Origin of the sequence: Bradyrhizobium sp. Leo170, assembly GCF_004296405.1 — a bacterium.
GTDB lineage: Bacteria > Pseudomonadota > Alphaproteobacteria > Rhizobiales > Xanthobacteraceae > Bradyrhizobium.
The window spans coordinates 1-16,316 of sequence record NZ_PSRR01000192.1; the positions used below are offsets into that span (position 1 = coordinate 1).

15 protein-coding genes are annotated in these 16,316 nt (G+C 62.7%); 11 read left to right on the forward strand and 4 right to left on the reverse strand.

The window, feature by feature from the left end; all coding sequences use genetic code 11:
- From CWO89_RS27060 to CWO89_RS27080, 4 genes are all read left to right on the forward strand, one after another.
- The coding region (locus tag CWO89_RS27060) for an autotransporter outer membrane beta-barrel domain-containing protein (RefSeq protein ID WP_130581669.1) at positions 1 to 3,216 on the forward strand (3,216 nt) is incomplete at its 5' end.
- A gap of 123 nt (positions 3,217 to 3,339) precedes the next feature.
- The gene (locus tag CWO89_RS27065) at positions 3,340 to 3,696 is read left to right on the forward strand and encodes an Mth938-like domain-containing protein (protein WP_130581670.1); all 357 of its coding nucleotides are present in this window, start codon (positions 3,340 to 3,342) and stop codon (positions 3,694 to 3,696) included.
- Between the two features lie 249 nt (positions 3,697 to 3,945).
- Positions 3,946 to 4,257 (forward strand): hypothetical protein, encoded by a 312-nt coding sequence (locus CWO89_RS27070; RefSeq protein ID WP_130581671.1) that lies wholly within the window; start codon positions 3,946 to 3,948, stop codon positions 4,255 to 4,257.
- Between the two features lie 868 nt (positions 4,258 to 5,125).
- Positions 5,126 to 5,515: a nuclear transport factor 2 family protein gene (locus CWO89_RS27080; RefSeq protein ID WP_130581673.1), complete on the forward strand. Its 390-nt coding sequence runs from the start codon at positions 5,126 to 5,128 to the stop codon at positions 5,513 to 5,515.
- A 304-nt stretch (positions 5,516 to 5,819) separates the two neighbouring features.
- On the opposite strand, the gene CWO89_RS27090 is transcribed toward CWO89_RS27080, so the two are convergent.
- The gene (locus CWO89_RS27090) at positions 5,820 to 7,037 is read right to left on the reverse strand and encodes an MFS transporter (protein WP_130581684.1); all 1,218 of its coding nucleotides are present in this window, start codon (positions 7,035 to 7,037) and stop codon (positions 5,820 to 5,822) included.
- A gap of 155 nt (positions 7,038 to 7,192) precedes the next feature.
- Between CWO89_RS27090 and CWO89_RS48930 the strand changes: the two genes are divergently transcribed.
- Positions 7,193 to 7,810 carry a LysR family transcriptional regulator gene (locus CWO89_RS48930; protein WP_130581674.1) on the forward strand — a complete coding sequence of 206 codons (618 nt, stop codon included), beginning with the start codon at positions 7,193 to 7,195 and terminating at the stop codon, positions 7,808 to 7,810.
- Positions 7,811 to 7,993: 183 nt separating this feature from the next.
- On the opposite strand, the gene CWO89_RS27100 is transcribed toward CWO89_RS48930, so the two are convergent.
- The gene (locus CWO89_RS27100) at positions 7,994 to 8,380 is read right to left on the reverse strand and encodes a DUF1330 domain-containing protein (protein WP_130581675.1); all 387 of its coding nucleotides are present in this window, start codon (positions 8,378 to 8,380) and stop codon (positions 7,994 to 7,996) included.
- A gap of 622 nt (positions 8,381 to 9,002) precedes the next feature.
- Between CWO89_RS27100 and CWO89_RS27105 the strand changes: the two genes are divergently transcribed.
- Both CWO89_RS27105 and CWO89_RS27110 read left to right on the forward strand, forming a co-directional pair.
- A complete protein-coding gene (locus tag CWO89_RS27105) occupies positions 9,003 to 10,586 on the forward strand; it encodes a tetratricopeptide repeat protein (RefSeq protein ID WP_130581676.1) in 1,584 nt (527 codons plus the stop codon).
- Entirely contained in the window at positions 10,586 to 10,990 is a 405-nt protein-coding gene (locus CWO89_RS27110) for a hypothetical protein (RefSeq protein WP_130581677.1), read from the forward strand. Before CWO89_RS27105 ends, CWO89_RS27110 begins: the two co-directional genes overlap by 1 nt.
- Positions 10,991 to 11,216: 226 nt before the next feature.
- Here CWO89_RS27110 and CWO89_RS27115 read toward each other — a convergent pair whose 3' ends face one another.
- Positions 11,217 to 12,014 carry an N-formylglutamate amidohydrolase gene (locus CWO89_RS27115; protein ID WP_130581678.1) on the reverse strand — a complete coding sequence of 266 codons (798 nt, stop codon included), beginning with the start codon at positions 12,012 to 12,014 and terminating at the stop codon, positions 11,217 to 11,219.
- 103 nt (positions 12,015 to 12,117) lie between these two features.
- On the opposite strand from CWO89_RS27115, the gene CWO89_RS27120 reads away from it, so the two are divergent.
- Genes CWO89_RS27120 through CWO89_RS27130 form a run of 3 tightly spaced genes read left to right on the forward strand, consistent with a single transcriptional unit; the run spans position 12,118 to position 14,286 of the window.
- Positions 12,118 to 13,014 (forward strand): transglutaminase family protein, encoded by an 897-nt coding sequence (locus tag CWO89_RS27120; protein WP_130581679.1) that lies wholly within the window; start codon positions 12,118 to 12,120, stop codon positions 13,012 to 13,014.
- A 33-nt stretch (positions 13,015 to 13,047) separates the two neighbouring features.
- Positions 13,048 to 13,860, forward strand: a complete 813-nt coding sequence (locus CWO89_RS27125) for a transglutaminase-like domain-containing protein (protein ID WP_130581680.1) — start codon at positions 13,048 to 13,050, stop codon at positions 13,858 to 13,860.
- 27 nt (positions 13,861 to 13,887) lie between these two features.
- Positions 13,888 to 14,286 carry a gamma-glutamylcyclotransferase family protein gene (locus CWO89_RS27130; RefSeq protein ID WP_130581681.1) on the forward strand — a complete coding sequence of 133 codons (399 nt, stop codon included), beginning with the start codon at positions 13,888 to 13,890 and terminating at the stop codon, positions 14,284 to 14,286.
- Between the two features lie 6 nt (positions 14,287 to 14,292).
- Here CWO89_RS27130 and CWO89_RS27135 read toward each other — a convergent pair whose 3' ends face one another.
- Positions 14,293 to 14,847, reverse strand: coding sequence for a chlorite dismutase family protein (locus CWO89_RS27135; RefSeq protein ID WP_130581682.1), 555 nt, complete (start codon positions 14,845 to 14,847; stop codon positions 14,293 to 14,295).
- Between the two features lie 169 nt (positions 14,848 to 15,016).
- Here CWO89_RS27135 and dnaG point away from each other — a divergent pair.
- On the forward strand, positions 15,017 to 16,316 hold a 1,300-nt coding region (gene dnaG, locus CWO89_RS27140), incomplete at its 3' end, for a DNA primase (protein WP_130581683.1).

Below are 16,316 nucleotides of genomic sequence, written 5' to 3' on the forward strand. Positions count from 1 at the left end.
GGTGCCCTTCCGGGTGCGGGCGGCAATGGTGGGGGTGGCGGCGTCGGCATGCGGCTCGACACCGGAATTACCCTCACCAACGGCATGTCTGTCACCGGTGGCGCCGGCGGCGCGGGCGGAGGCGGAGTGAACGGCGCCGCAACAGGATCAAAGGCCGGGAACGGCGGTGCCGGCGGCAACGGCATCGTGGTCGATGCCAACAATATGCTGCTCAACTCGAGCACCATTACGGGAGGCGAGGGCGGAGCCGGAGCCATAGGCGGCAATTCAGGCATATCGCGGGGCGCCAACGGGGGGAACGGCGGCGCCGGCGGCGCGGGCGTCACGCTGGGAGCGCCGGAAGGCGCGGCAAATGCGACGCTCATGAATGCCGGCCGGATTGTCGGCGGAGCGGGTGGCAATGGCGGCAATACGGGCGCGGATGGCGGCACCTCGCCGGGAGGTGGCTTTGGTGGAGCGGGCGGGGCTGGGGGAACTGGCGTTCTCATGGCCGGAGGCAACAGCCTCTCCAATTCCGGCTCCATCGAAGGGGGAGCCGGAGGACAGGGCGGCCTGGGCACCACACTCAATGGCGCGACGCTGCCTCAGGGCGACGGCATCCGGGTGAACGGGAGCGGCACCTCGATCACCAACGGTGTCGGCGGCCTCATCCGCGGTGGAGCCGGCATAAACGCCAACATCGGTACCGGCACCATCGCCATCGAGAACCACGGCACCATAGAGGGGACGGGTCCCCTCGGCATGGCGATAACCCAGCAAGGCAACGGCACATCCACTCTCATCAATACCGGCACCATCAATGGAAATGTGGAGCTGAGCGGCTACGACGTCACGCTGAAGATCAGCACGACCTCCATCGTCAACGGCACGGTGTCTGCCGGCCTCCTGTCCGGTCCCGGTCCCAAGACGCTGGAATTGTTCGGCGCGGGCACCGGCCAATACGACGGCAGTTATGTGGGCTTCAATGCACTCGTGGTGGATGGCGGAACCTGGATCGTCTCCGGCAACAACGCCTTCAACAGCGCCACCGTGAGAGGTGGCACGCTCTCCGTCGCCGCCAGCGAGAGCATCGGCAGCGCCGCCGCGCGGCTCACCCTCGATGGCGGTGCGCTGGAGAACACTCAGGCATTTTCCATGAGCCGCAACGTGACCCTCGGCAGCGCTGGCGGCACATTTCTCACAGATGCGCAGCTCACCCTCGCAGGCATCGTCGGCGGTGGCGGCACACTGGTCAAGAGCGGCAGCGGAACGCTGGTGCTCAGCGGTCCGAATACTTATTCGGGTGGCACCCTTATCGAAGCGGGCAGCGTATCAGTCTCTGCCAACGAAAATCTTGGCGCCTCATCCGGCGGGATAACGCTGAATGGCGGCACGCTGCAGGTGACGGGAACGGCATTCACCTCCACGAACCGCGCCATCAATCTGGGTGGCAATGGCGGCGGCTTCGATATTGCGGATACAGCGAATACCTTCACCATCGCCCAGGTGCTTTCGGGCACCGGCAGCCTCACAAAGCTCGGTGCCGGCACGCTCGTCCTCACGGGCGCGAACAGCTATTCCGGCGGCACCACGGTGTCCTCCGGCACGCTGGTTCTGGGCAGCTCGACGGCGGCGGGAACCGGAGCGGTCAAGGTGCTCTCCGGCGGCCTGCTGAAGGGCAGCGGCACCATCGGCGCTCTGTCGGTGGGCAGCGGTGGCATGGTGGCGCCGGGCAACTCGCCCGGCAGCCTCACGGTGAACGGCGCCGTGAGCTTCAATGCCGGCTCCATCTATCAGGTGGATGTGACGCCGCAGGGCCAGCACGACCTCATCACCTCGACCGGGGCGGTGAGCATCAACACTGGCGCCGGCGTTCAGGTGCTCGCCGTGCCTGGCGTCTATGGCCCCAACACCACCTATGCCATCCTCACCACCTCCAGGGCAGTGAGCGGCACCTTCGGCTCGGTGTCCTCCGACTTCGCCTTCCTCACCCCGACCCTCAGTTACGACGCCCAGAACGTCTATCTGACGCTGGTCTATGACGACGGAAGCAATGCTGGGGGAGGCGGTGGCGGCGGTGGCGGCTCCGGCCCGCGCTTCGCTTCCTATGCGACCACGGCCAACGAGTTTGCCGTGGCCAATGCCGCCCAGGCTCTGGGGATCGGCAACACGCTGTTCAACGCCATCGTCTCCTTGCCGGTCTCCGGCGTGCCCGGCGTGTTCAATGCGCTTTCCGGCGAGGTCTATCCCTCGGCCATGTCCGTTCTCCAGGACGAGAGCCTGATCCTGCGCCGGGCGGTGCTCGACCGGGCCCGGGTGCCGGTGGCGGCGCCCGCTGCCGCGCCGCTCGCTTATGCCACCAAAGCCCCGTCCGGCACCGGCGTCATCGAGCTGCCGGGCACGCCTGACGCCTTCTGGGCCCAGGGCTTCGGCGCCTGGGGCCGGATCGACGGCAACGGCAATGCCGCCACCATCTCCGGCGACGTCTCCGGCATCATCGTCGGCTATGACCGCACCTTCTCCGGCGGGACAGGCGACTGGCGCCTCGGCTTCGCCGCCGGCTACTCGTTGTCCAACTACCACGTGGATGCGCGCGCCTCGTCCTTCTCCAGCGACAATGCCCATGTGGCGGTCTATGGCGGAACGAGCTTCGGGGCCTTGGGGGTGCGGTTCGGCGGGGCCTATAGCTGGGCGGACATCAGCGCGGACCGCGGCGTGGTCTTCCCCGGCTTCTATAATGCGCTTTCCGCCGACACCTCGGCCCGCACGGGCCAGGTGTTCGGCGAGGTGGGCTATGGGCTCTCCTCCGCGAGCGTGAACCTCGAGCCGTTCGCAGGGCTGGCCTACGTCAACGTGGATCTCAGCGGCCTCACCGAGATCGGCGGCCCCTCCGCGCTGACCGGCTACGGCGGCAGCGAGGGCGTGACCTATTCCACCCTGGGTGCCCGCATCAGCGTGCCCTTCCTCCTCGGCCCCATCCCCACGACCTTCAAGGGCACGCTCGCCTGGCAGCACGCCTTCGGCGATATCACGCCGGAGGCGCTATTCGCCTTCGGCCCCGGCACGACGCCCTTCGCCATCTCCGGGGTGCCCATCGCCAGCGATGCGGCGCTCATCGAGGCGGGCCTCGACATGGCGTTTAGCGCCAACACCTCGCTCTCGATCTTCTATGCCGGCCAGCTTGCCGAGACCGACACCAACAACATGGTCAAGGGACGCTTCACGCTGAGGTTCTGAGAGACCGATCTGGGACGCGCGTGCGACATCGCAAGTACCCACGCACGGCTTGATACAATCAGGTAGAATAAGGCTCGTCTGCCGGGTCGAGGCCTCGTGCCAATATCATGAGGAGGTCAGTCCATGAAGATCGAACGCACCACATTCGGCACCATCACGATTGACGGAGAGACCTATGAACACGACGTGATCATTCGTCTGTCCGGCGAAGTGGCAAGGCGGAAGAAGAAGCTGTCGAAGAAGTACTACGGCACCTCGCATGTCCTCTCGAAGGACGAAGCGAAGTTCGTCTTTGAGAAGGGATGTGAGCAGCTCATTCTGGGCTCGGGCCAGTTCGGCAATGTGCATCTATCGCCGGAAGCTGACGCGTATTTTGCGAGAAAGGGCTGCACTGTCCTGCTGCAGCCGACGCCCAAGGCGATTCACACGTTCAACAGCTCGCATGCGAAGAAGATCGGCCTTTTTCACGTGACCTGCTGAATCGGGGGAGGCCGCTGCCGACGCGTAATCAGCACTTGGACGAGATCATCTTTCGTCGTGCAGTACCAAATGCCGTACTGAGCTCAAGCAACAGCCCGGCAAGCAAGTAATTTTGGCAGCTTCGCGTTCATCCGGCTGCGGCGCAACGCGTAGTAGCGTGAGCGGGGCGCTTCCGTGCGCGTAGCTCATTTTACCAATTTGCGATGCACCCCTCTTCCGGTTGTTCTCGTGCCATGCGAACATGGTAGCATGCGGAGACTGCTGCAAGTTGTGAAGACCATAGCCACGCTCATCGTTGGTCTAGCGTTGGTTGCGTTCATGACGTGGCTGGGGCTAGCCCAGTTATATCGCGTGCTTTCCATGGGAAAATTGTACTCGCGCTCATACGGTCCGGGTTACACCGGCTCTTCAAGACTCATCAGCCTTGAGAGCGACCCGATCAATTTTGTGGCGGCTCTCGGCGTGTCTGTGGTGCTAACGGCTTTCGGGCTATTCGTTTTCGCGCGCCTGTTCCTTAAAATCAGATGCTGGTGGAACGCCAAGGTGGCCGCGACCAAATAGGCCCTGTTTTGCGTCGGACCGCCGTGCCGGACGCCTATGATGTCCGCTCTCGGCGATAAAGCGGAAACGGTAGGCCGACCGCGGAACGGCGCTTTTGACCCAACTGAGACATACCGATCCCCGGCGGGCCCCGGTCAGGTCGTTTTGGGCAGATCGCCGATTGCGCTCATGCGGCCGATGGGTAGTCCTTGGCGTCCTCAGGCTGACTGCAGAGGCCCATGATCATCGCAATGATCACCGTGTGGATGGTGCAACCTGCCGTCTACGAGGTAATCGATATGGTCTCCATGCGGCACCTGTTCATGTCCGCAGCCTGGACCGTGAGTATGTGAGCAGTGGACGTGAGGGGTGCAGTTCACGGGATTTGCCGCATCGATCGCGATGACATGTTCGTCCACATGATCCTCGTGCATATGGTGAAGATGACCATCGTGAAGATAGTCCACATGGCCGTCATGGCGAACCGCAGTGTGTCCGCAATTCGGGCCATGGCGATGAGGGTGGTTCTCATGGTGTTTCTCGTTGCAAGTGGCCATCAGCATGCTCCATATGCATGTGGTTCCCCGCCCACTTAAAATGGTGCGAAAGGCAACGCCGCCAAGGGCGCAAAAGTCGAAAGTCGATCCGACACGTAATGTTATAATGTTACCGCCCCGTACGACCGCAGCTCCACATATCGAAATGAGTTGACGCATTAAGCGGTTCGCACTTCGGGTTTCGTCTTATGTCGCCTGTTGGGCCACGTCCGGACATTGGGGGGCGCCTACGCCCCTTCCGCATCCCCGCCATAAACGAGGCAGAGCGTACCTTGGGTCGAGAGGGCGGATGGATGCGGCAATGGAGATGAGCCAACACAAGGGAGAAGCCAATGACCAGATCAAATGCGATGATTATTCGCAAAGCCTACGAGGACTTCGCACAGGGAAACGTCCCTGCGGTCTTTGCAGCCTTCGATCCGAGCATTACTTGGCATGTTCCCGGCCATAGTCCGCTGTCAGGTGACTACACCGGGCCCGATCAGGTCGGGAGCTTCTTTCAACGCACGATGGAGCTTTCCGGGAACGTGTTTAGCATTGACGTGCACAACGTTTTGGCCGAGGGCGATCTCGCGGTTGTGTTGGTCACCGTGAATGCACAAAGAAGGGGGATTTCCGAGTCATTTCCAGAGGTGCATGTCTGGAAAATGAGAGATGGGAAGGCGGTCGAGTTCCGTGAGTATCAAGGTGACGAGCAGCGAGAGGATCGCTTCTGGTCCTGAGACTCATACTTCGGTCCCTCGTAAGCTTGCGTGTACGGGTGGGTGTCTGTCTGGGGTGTGATGGAATTACCAACAGTTCAGACGAGCGAGCACATGTCAGCTAAGCCGCTGCTTCAAACAGCGTCTTTAGCAACCTTCAGGGGGGTGATGCCTTGACCGACTTGCTGGCTGGCTTGGCCGCGAACTCCATGGGCTCTTTCGTAAAGGATTTACCCCGCTGTGGGCTTCAGCGCTGATCTTGCGCCTCCGAACGCAAGCTTTCTTGATCGTGTATTCACCGCGCGGGCTAGGTCGCAAGTACAGTCTAGGTCGCGGCGCAGGCGACGACAGCACACTGACGCTTGCGGTGTAGCAGCCAGACTGCGATCGCCATATTCACGATGTTCCAGGCGATGCCATTGAGCAGCGCCGCTGCGTAGGAACCGGTCCAGTCGTAGATCGCGCCGGCGATCCAGCCCCCCAGCGCCATGCCGGCGAGAGTGACCGAGATCGCGAGGCTGACGCGAAAGCCGGCCTCCTGCGCCGGGAACAGCTCACGGATGATCACCGCATAACTCGGCACGATGCCACCCTGCGCCAGGCCGAAAACAGCGGAAATGACGTAGAGTGAGACCAGCCCGTTGAACGGCAGATAAAGCGCGAGTGCAATGGCCTGCATCGCCGAGCCCAGCAGCAAGGTCGGCAGGCCGCCGATGAGGTTCAACACCCAGCCGAAGATCAGACGGCTCGCCACACCAAAGCCGAGCATGACCGCCAGCATCTCGGCTCCGCGCGCAGGGCCGTATCCCAGATCGCCGCAGTAGGCGACCAGGTGGACTTGCGGCATCGACATGGCGACGCAGCAGCACAGGCCTGCGAAGGCCAGCAGACCTTGGGTGACACTCGGAGCCAGGCCGATGGCTTGGTTGGTATTGCCGGTGCTCGCCGCTTCGAGCGCAGCCTTGTGGGATGTCGGCCGCCGCCGCAGAACCAGCGCGAGCGGCAGCATCGTTGCCAGGCAGAATATGCCGATGCCGACATGGGTCGGCCGCCAACCGACCGCGACGATGAAATGTTGGATGATTGATGGCCAGACCACGCCGGCAAGGGAGCTGCCGGCAGTAGCCAGGGAAATGGCGAGGCCGCGGTGCCGATCGAACCACAGCGAGGCGTCGGCCACCAAGGGCGCGAAGCTTGCTGCGCCGCCGAGGCCGATCGTGACGCCGGAGATAACCGCGAAGACAGACAGGTTCGGAGCGGAGGCAGTGAGGACGTAGCCGAGGCTCATCAGGATCGTGCCCCCGACCAGGGGTGGCAAGATGCCGAATCGATCTGCCAATCGGCCGACAATGATGCCGCCGATCATGAAACCGATGGTGGTGAGCGTGTAGGGCAGAGTCGCGTCGGCGCGAGGCACGTTGAAATCAGCCTGCACGGCCGGCAACGCCACGACCAGAGACCACATGCCGACGCAGCCCAGTGTACTGAGGGTGATGGAGACGACGAGGCGAATCCAGGAATACGAAGTCTCGATCGACGGCATTTCAGGCGGCACTGCGGCAGGTTTCCTCGGGCTTTGCGTGTAGGTCAGCCATGGGGTATCGCCCGCCTTCACCGGCGACAAAGCAGGATTTCTCTTTTGTAGAGCGAGCGAAACTCATGCATCCTCCCGCCCTACCGCATCGCTCGGAGCCGGCCATGACGTATCTGCTGCCGCCACTCAATGCCCTGCGCGCCTTTGAGGCCGCCGCCCGGCATCTCAGCTTCAAGCAGGCCGCCCACGAGCTGCACGTCACTGCCGGTGCCGTCAGCCAGCAAGTCCGCCTACTGGAGGAGCGGCTGGGGGTGCAGCTGTTCGAGCGGCGGACGCGGCAGGTAATCCTGACTTCTCCCGGCGAAGCCTATCTCATGCGAGTACGCCAGGCCTTTCGGTGCCTCGCCGACGCCACTGCCGAACTCAGGCCTGAGGGCGTCACTAGTCTGTTGCATATTGGGGTATATGCGAGCTTCGTCGTCGATGGGTTGCGGACGCGCCTGGCGCAGTTCCGCGTGGCCCAGCCACAGGTAGCCATTCGCCTCAGCCAGCCGGCGGGTCTGCACGAGCTACTCGAGGGCAAGGTCGATGTAGTGATCGCGCAAAGGTTGCAGCGCTATCCGGGTTACAGGTGCGAGCCTCTGGAAAGCGGCTTCCTGATCGGCCCGCTTGGCACCTCGGATTGTCCGGAGATCGAAACCCTGCGGTCCTGCCTGCATGGCCACGACGAGCTTGAGCCCACTACCACGATCAAGGCGCCACTTCTGCCCTTTGCCAGGTGATGTCCGGTTCTGGCCCCTTAGACGCCTCTGTGATGAAGGCCGCCAGCTAAGGCGGCCTTCAATCTTGGACGCCGATTGCTAGAGCATGATCCGGAAAAGTGTGAAGCGGTTTTCCGAAAAGATCATGCTCAAACAATAACCTAAAGCGCGATGATGATTCATCCTCATCTCATCGCGCTTTAGTTATTGCGGTAGCCCCTCGACGGCGAAGCTGCGGAACTTCGCGAGTTTGTTGCGGAGTGGTAGGAGTTCTTTGAACGCCGCTGAATCGCGATAAGCTTTGATTTTTTCAACACTGTCCCACTGTTGGATAACAATGCGCGGTTTCGGCGGTTCTCCTTCGATGGTTGTGGTTTTGCCTCCAGCGGCGAGGAATTTGCCGCCGGCGGATTTGATAGCGGCCTGAGCCTTCGGGACGTAGTCCTTCAGGTAGGTCTCCATGTCCGAGGGCTCAATTTCAACGACTTGATATACTGGCGGCGTAGCCTGGGCATTAAGTCCTTGAACCGCTATCGCACCGAGCCCGAAGCCCGCAAGCATCGCCAATGTTACTGAATAGCGCGTCTTCATGACGTTACTCCCTGGTCATTGCAAAAATTATTCGGTCGTACTGGCGCGCACGACCAGCGATTGCGAACGCAAAAAAGCACCGGCAAAAAGGAACGTCGGTCTATTAAGGTGAGACACCTGCCGACAGCATGTGTGCTGCCAATACCAAACAGGGATTTCGGCACGTCCCGTTGGCAGCTCGCGGACTATTCCAGTGTCCGTCTAATCAGCGTACAACATCGGCCGGGTTGTCGGAAGGGTACAGGACTGCCGCGCCGTCGCAATCTTGGAGCCGGTGACCTATGAGCCACGAACACGTCCGCACACTTGGGCGGGATAGTGAACCGTATGCCGGCATTCAGCCTCGCCGAAGTGGCGCGCTATGTGTGTTAGGTACCGCGCCCCACAGCTTGTTGATACGAGCTTCGAAGACCGCGACAGCCGCTTTTGGCCCAAGCAGCGGTTGCAGGATGTCCGCTATGCCGCCGCTGCCAGGGGATAAGCAGACATCCGGCGAATCGGCCAAAAATGACGCGAGTGACCCAACTCGGACGTGATTACCCCAGAATAAGGCCTATCTTGTTCCGGTTATTCGGGAAAGGTGATATTCTTCTGGTCTCCATCAACGGCACGGAGTGGGTCCATGAAACGGTTTCCCCTCGCAGTGGTCGTTGGCCTGGTTGCCGCGACCGTTTCGCAACCTGCTGACTCACAATCTGCTGAACAACGACTGGGCAAAGTGCATTTTGCCACGTCCTGCAACCCGGAGGCCCAGGAGTTGTTCGATCTCGGCATGCTGTATCAGCACTCGTTCTGGTACAGCGCATCGAGACGCACCTTCGAGGAGGCCCTCAAGGAAGACCCGCAATGCGCCATCGCCTACTGGGGGATTGCGCTCAGCTATCTTTATAACCCGCACGCGCCGCCGCCGCCGGACAGTCTTCCTCTTGGTCTCGAAGCCGTGAAAGAAGGCCAGACGCTCGGCGCCAAGACGCAGCGCGAACGGGATTACATCGATGCGATCGCCGCGATGTACGTCGATTATGACAAGGTCGACCATCGCACACGGGTACAGAGGTATCTTGCGGCGGAAGAGCAGGTCGCGACACGCTATGCGTACGATGACGAGGCGCAGATCGCGTACGCGATCACGCTCAACGTCGCAGCGTCCCCGACCGACAAGACATATGCCAACCAGCTAAAAGGTGCGGCGTTGCTGGAGCCGATCTTCAAGCGCCAGCCCGAGCACCCGGGCGTCGCCCACTATCTTATCCACCTCTACGACTATCCGGCACTCGCGGAAAAAGGCCTCGATGCGGCAAGGCGCTATGCAAAGATCGCGGCTCACGCGCCGCACGCCCGGCACATGCCATCGCATATCTTTACCCGCGTCGGCCATTGGAAGGAGTCGATTGCCTCGAACCAGGAATCCGCGCGCATCGCCAAGGAGGACGGCGAACAGCACGACCAAGCGCACGCGATGGACTATCTGGTCTATGCCTATCTCCAGTTGGCCGAGGACAAGGAAGCGCGCGCGGTGGTCGACGAACTCGCTAAGCTTGAGTTCAAGCTCGAGCGGTTCCCCGGCCCTTACGCGGTCGCGGCGAGCCAGGCTCGCTATGTGTTCGAACGCGGCGACTGGAAGGCGGCGGCCGCGCTCCAGCTACGGCCGACCAAATATCCCTATGTAGATGCGATTACTTATTTTGCGCGGGCGGTCGGCGCCGCGCGGTCCGATAACACGGCTGCCGCCAAGGCCGACATCGCCAAGCTCGTCGAGTTGCGCGACAAACTGAATGAGGCAAAGGATGCCTACTGGTCCAACATCGTCGACATCCAGCGGCAGGTCGCGGGCGCCTGGGTGCTGTACGCCGAAGGCCGGTACGACGAGGCGCTCAATGCGATGGGTGCCGCTGCGGACGCGGAAGACAGGACCGAGAAACATCCCGTCACTCCGGGACCGCTGGCGCCGGCGCGCGAGCTCTATGGCGCAATGTTGCTCGACCGCAGCATGGCCAAGGAAGCGCTTGCCGCCTATGAGGCCGTGCTCAAGAAGGAGCCTAATCGGCTCGTGACGTATATCGGGGTGAGCAAAAGCGCCAAGGCGTCCGGCGATCAAGCAAAGGTCCGAGAATGTGCGGTGCAGATTGCTCGGCTCACTGCTGATGCCGATGTATCGCGACCCGAGCTGATAGAAATGCGAGAGACAACCGGAAGCAAACTCTGATGCTGCGCAGGATGTGGCGCGATGGTGGGGCGGCGATGCTCGGCGCCGTTGCACTGTGTCTTTGCGACGTGCCGAAGCTCGGAGCCATGGAGTTCCTTGGTCAGGCCGGTGTGCTGGGCGAATGGGAGCTGACCGGCAATCTCATCGAAAGCGGGTCGGGCCCTCGCAAGGAATTTTCCGGCCCGCTGAAGATGAAGCACGTGGGGATCTGCGCTCAGGACGGACCGGAGGAACGAGCCGGAGAGATACGGCTGCAACTCGCTGGCCCGGATGCGCAGGTGACAGCCGAGATGGTGTTGGACGGCGCTCGCTGTTCGTATACCGCCCGCAAAACGCGCGCTTACGAGGGGACGTTGTCGTGCACCGGTCGGGCATCTGTTCCGTTGCTTGTTTGGCTCAAGTAAGCCCTTGCCATCATTCTGTGTAGGGCAGTTGCAGACCGAAGGCAGTCGACAAGGTATCGCGGGGACTAGCCTGTATCCCCGACCTAATCGCTAGAATTTTAGATCGTGCTTAGTTAGTGGCGGGACACCTTCGACCGTTTCCGTGCGCGAACGTCCGCTGTAAAGCCCGAATGTCCGGAACATTCGCCAAGCGGGCACCGTTGGTTTTATCAGGATCCGCGCTAGACTAGACCAGCTTCTCCGCACTTAACGTCGCTTCGATCTCGGCAAGGATCCGGGCCAGCCTGTCCGCCCATGCCTTCTGTCCGGCCTGATCGGTGATCAGGTCCTGGCGGATCTCGATTCCCGTGTTCATCAGGCCGCGCCTCTCGGCGTGAAAGGGGATGGTGTAGTCGGTCTCGTCGCTGACCGCATAGGGCTCGTTGTTGCCGACCACGAGGTCGCCTTCGCTGCGCAGACGCTTCAGCAGCAGCGGCGGCAGCACGGTGTCGCGATGATAGAGCGTGCCGATATGCCAGGGACGCGCGATCCCGGCATAAACAGGCGTGAAGCTGTGCATGGACACCAGCACCGTCGGCTTGCCCGCGTGCAGCCGCTGGTCGATGATCTCGCCGATCCGCCGGTGATAGGGATCGAAGATCGCCTGCCGCCGTGCCTGTGCGGCTTCGCGCGTCAATCCTTCATTGCCGGGGATCGTGATGGCTTCGCTGATCAGGGGGATCGAGCTTGCGACATGCGGGGGGCGGTTACAGTCGATCACGAGCCGCGAGTAGCGCTGCGCGACCAGATGCGCGTCGAGCTGCGTTGCAAGCTGCTCGGCGACTTCGGCGATCCCGATGTCCCAGGCGATGTGCCGCGTCAGCTCGTTTTCGGAGAGGCCGAGATCGCCGAGCGCGCGCGGGATCAGCCGCCCATAATGGTCGCAGGTCAATAGGAACGGCGAGCGGCCATCGGCATTATGTTCGTGGACCGGCGGGGTGTTTTCATCCGTGAGCAGGAACGTCGCGCCGGTCGTGGTGTCCAAGATTTTATCCTCAACTTTGCCTATCGAAGCGGCACGCCGATCTTAAAAATGAGCAGCGCCCACTATAGATTAGACCGCCGAAAGTCACGATGATTGCCGGACGATGCCGTTACTCAAGATTCATCACAAGACCGTATATCGCTACACCCATCCAGTGGCGTTCGGCGAGCACCGCATCATGCTGAGCCCGCGCGACAGCCATGACCTGCGCGTGGTCGAGAGCGATCTCAGAATCGAGCCGCAGCCGATGTCGCTACGCTGGATCCACGATGTGTTCGGCAACAGTGTGGCGATCGCGGCTTTCGACGAGCGGGCGGACACGCTGTCGTTAATCTCGACCGCCACCGTCGACCATAATCCGGCCGAAGAATTCGCGCTGACGCCGGACGATCCCGCTTATTTCTATCCATTCCTCTATGACGAGGACGAATTTCCGGATTTGCTGCAATATGTCAGGCCGCAATATGCCGATCCGGACGGCGAGATTTCGGCCTGGGCGCGGCAGTTCCTCGATGCCGAAGCGCCGACGCCGACGTTCAAGATCCTGAGCGGCATGACCCATGGCATCCGTGAAAGTCTTGACTATCGCAAGCGCCATGAGCAGGGCACGCAGCATCCGCTTCATACGCTGCAGACCGGCTCTGGCTCCTGCCGCGACTATGCGCTTTTCATGATCGAGGCGCTGCGGCGGCTCGGCATCGCCGCGCGGTTCGTGTCGGGCTATCTCTCGACGCCTTCGGACAGCTTCCATGTCGGCGGCGGCTCGACGCATGCCTGGGTCCAGGTCTATCTGCCGAGCGCAGGCTGGATCGAGTTCGATCCGACCAACGGCATCGTCGGCACGCGCGATTTGATCCGCGTCGCCGTCGCCCGTGATCCGCGCCAGGCGATCCCGCTGCACGGCGTCTATCTCGGCGCAGCGGAAGCGTTCGTGAACATGGAAGTTGCGATCACGGTCGAGCCGGTCGGCGACGAGGAGAGGGACGTCGTGCCGGCATGACGGGTTCGCATCGCTAGAAGGATTGGAGCGAGGATGGAGATCAAGGTCGGCTTCGAGATTGCCTATGCGGCCGCGCAGCCGACGCCGATGGTGATGATGCTCTCGATCCATCCCTCGCGCTTCCAGGACATCGTCGGCACCGAGACCATCATAGCCGAGCCCAATGTCCCGATCGGCTTCTATCGCGACAGTTTCGGCAATGTCTGCGGCAGGCTGGTGGCGCCCGCCGGTGGCGTGACCTTGCGCGGCCACGCGCTGGTGCGCGACTCCGGCCTGCCCGATATCGTCAATCCGAGCGCGCAGCAGATTGCGATCGAGCAATTGCCGGACGAGATGCTGCTCTATCTGATGCCGAGCCGCTATTGCGAGACCGACAAGCTCACCGACATCGCCTGGTCGCTGTTCGGCAACACGCCGCCCGGCTGGGCGCGGGTGCAGGCGATCGTCGCCTTCGTGCACCACCACGTCACCTTCGGCTATCAGCACGCCCATCACATGAAGTCGGCGCATGATGTCTACGAGAGCCGCACCGGCGTCTGCCGCGACTTCGCCCATCTCGCGCTCACTTTCTGCCGTTGCATGGGCATCCCCGCGCGCTACTGCACCGGCTATATGGGCGACATCGGCGTGCCGCCCGACCCCGCGCCGATGGATTTCTCCGGCTGGTTCCAGGCCTATCTCTCCGGCGCGTGGTACACGTTCGACGCCCGTCACAACATGCCGCGCATCGGCCGCATCCTGATGGCGACCGGCCGCGACGCCGCCGACGTCGCGCTGACCACGAGCTTCGGCCGCATGACGCTGGCCAAATTCATCGTGATCAGCGAAGAGGTGGCGGCGGCTTAGTCTCCGCTCGCAATGACATAGAAAGCCATGATCTCCGACCGTCTCTTCGTCTACGGCACCTTGATGCGCGGCTTCGACCATCCGATGGCGCGGCTGCTCTCGGGCAATGCCGATTTCATCAGTGAGGCGCGCTGCCAGGGCCGGCTCTACCGGGTCGCGCATTATCCCGCGCTCGAGCTCTCCGACGATACCGCCGACATCGTGCACGGCGAATTGTTTCGCCTGCGCGTCCCGGATGAACTGTTACGCGAGTTCGACATGTATGAAGCTTGCGGCGAGGGTTTTCCGCAGCCGACCGAATATGTCCGCCAGATGCTGCCGCTCACACTGGCCGACGGCACCACGGCCGAGGCGTGGACCTATGTCTACAACTGGCCGGTCGCGCACCTGTCGCGCATCGCCTCGGGCCGGTTCCTTGAGCTGTAAGCCGCCTCACTCCTCCCGCTGCACGCGGATGTCGACCTCGCGCTCGACATAGCTCCATTCTTCGGTCGCGCGCAGCATCGCCACCAGTTCGTCGAACAGCGCAGTGTGCTCGGGCGCGAATTCGAACCAAGTGAGGAAATCGAAGGGCTCGCCGAGGTCGCGGCTGTGGAACAGTTGCCGTGCGATCGCGGGGAGATATTTCAGCGTGCCGGCGATGTGGTGCGACTTGTCCTCGAAGATCTCGCGCCGCTCTTCCGGCGTCAGATTCCACCACGCGACGGTCTTGCGGATCGGGATCAGCGCCGCACAGCTCGCCTCGCGCCGGCCGAGCTCGGCCTGCTGCGCGTCGAGCTGTTCCTTCTCCGCGCGGTTCGTATAGCGCAGATAGCTGATGACGCCGGCGAGCCGCCAGGCCGTGGTCGACGGCAACAGCGGCAGCGCGATCGCCTCGCTCGCGATGATCGACAGCGCCGCCACGCGCGGCAATGTCTCTCCCTTCACCTTGGAGATCGAGGTGACGCGCCAGCCGCCGCTCTGTCCGCCTCTAAATGTCGTAAACATGCCACTATCCAACAGCGGAACCGGGCGGCGTGCAAGATGCCAGTACCGTCAAGGTGGCCAACAGCGCCCGGAGGGACCTGTGAATACCGGGCGAATCGCCACAATCCTGATACTTTGAGCCCGCGCTCACTATATCGGTGACCCCTCACGCAGGCTCCAAATCCGCCCCATGCGCTTCACCCCGCAATTCCTCGACGAGCTGCGCGCCCGGCTTCCGGTCTCGGAAGTCGTGGGCAAGCGCGTGCGGCTGAAGAGGGCGGGGAAGGAGTGGAAGGGGCTGTCCCCGTTCCAGCAGGAGAAGACGCCGTCGTTCACGGTCAACGACCAGAAGGGGTTTTATCACGACTTTTCCTCGGGCAGGCACGGCAACATCTTCGACTTCGTGATGGAGACCGAGGGCGTCTCCTTCCCCGAAGCCGTCGAGCGGCTGGCCTCGATGGCCGGCATGCCGCTGCCGGCGGTGACGCCGGATGCCGCCCGTCACGAGCAGCGCCGCAAGACGCTGCATGATGTGATGGAACTCGCGGCCAAATTCTTCGCCGACACGCTGGCCTCCCGGAACGGGGCAAAAGCCCGCGGCTATCTCGCCGACCGCGCGATCTCGCCGGCGACGCAATTGCAGTTCCGCCTGGGCTATGCGGCGGCAGAACGCTTCGGGCTGAAGGAATTCCTGGGTTCGCAGGGCATTTCGACCGATGACATGGTCGAGGCGGGCCTGCTGGTTGCCGGCGACGACATCCCCGTGCCTTACGACCGCTTCCGCGACCGGGTGATGTTTCCGATCACCGACCTCCGCGGCCGCGTGATCGCCTTTGGCGGCCGCGCGCTGGAGAAAGACGTCCCCGCAAAGTACCTGAACTCGCCGGAAACCCCGCTCTTCCACAAGGGCGACAATCTCTACAATCTCGCCACCGCACGCCAGGCGGCCCATGACGGCGCTGCCCTGATCGTGGTCGAAGGCTATGTCGACGTCATCGCCATGGTGACTTCCGGCTTTGCCGGCGCGGTCGCGCCGCTCGGCACTGCGCTCACCGAGAACCAGCTCGCGCTGCTCTGGAAGATGGCGGACGAGCCGATCCTCTGCTTCGACGGCGACCGCGCCGGCCAGAAGGCCGCCTATCGCGCCGCCGATCTGGCGCTGCCGCATCTCAAGCCCGGCAAGAGCCTGCGCTTTGCGCTGCTGCCGGAAGGCCAGGACCCCGACGATCTCGCCCGCTCGGGCGGGCGCGGCGCGATCGAGGAGGTGATCTCGGCCGCCCGCGGCTTGGCCGAGGTGCTCTGGTCGCGCGAGATCGAGGGCGGCAATTTTGCAACGCCCGAGCGCCGCGCCGCCCTTGAGGCCCGCATCGGCGAGCTCACCAATGCCGTCCGCGACGAGGTGGTCCGCCGCTACTACCGGCAGGATTTTGCCGAGCGCCTGCAGCGCAATTTTGCCCCCGAGGCCGCCCGTGGAGGCTATGGCCGCGGCC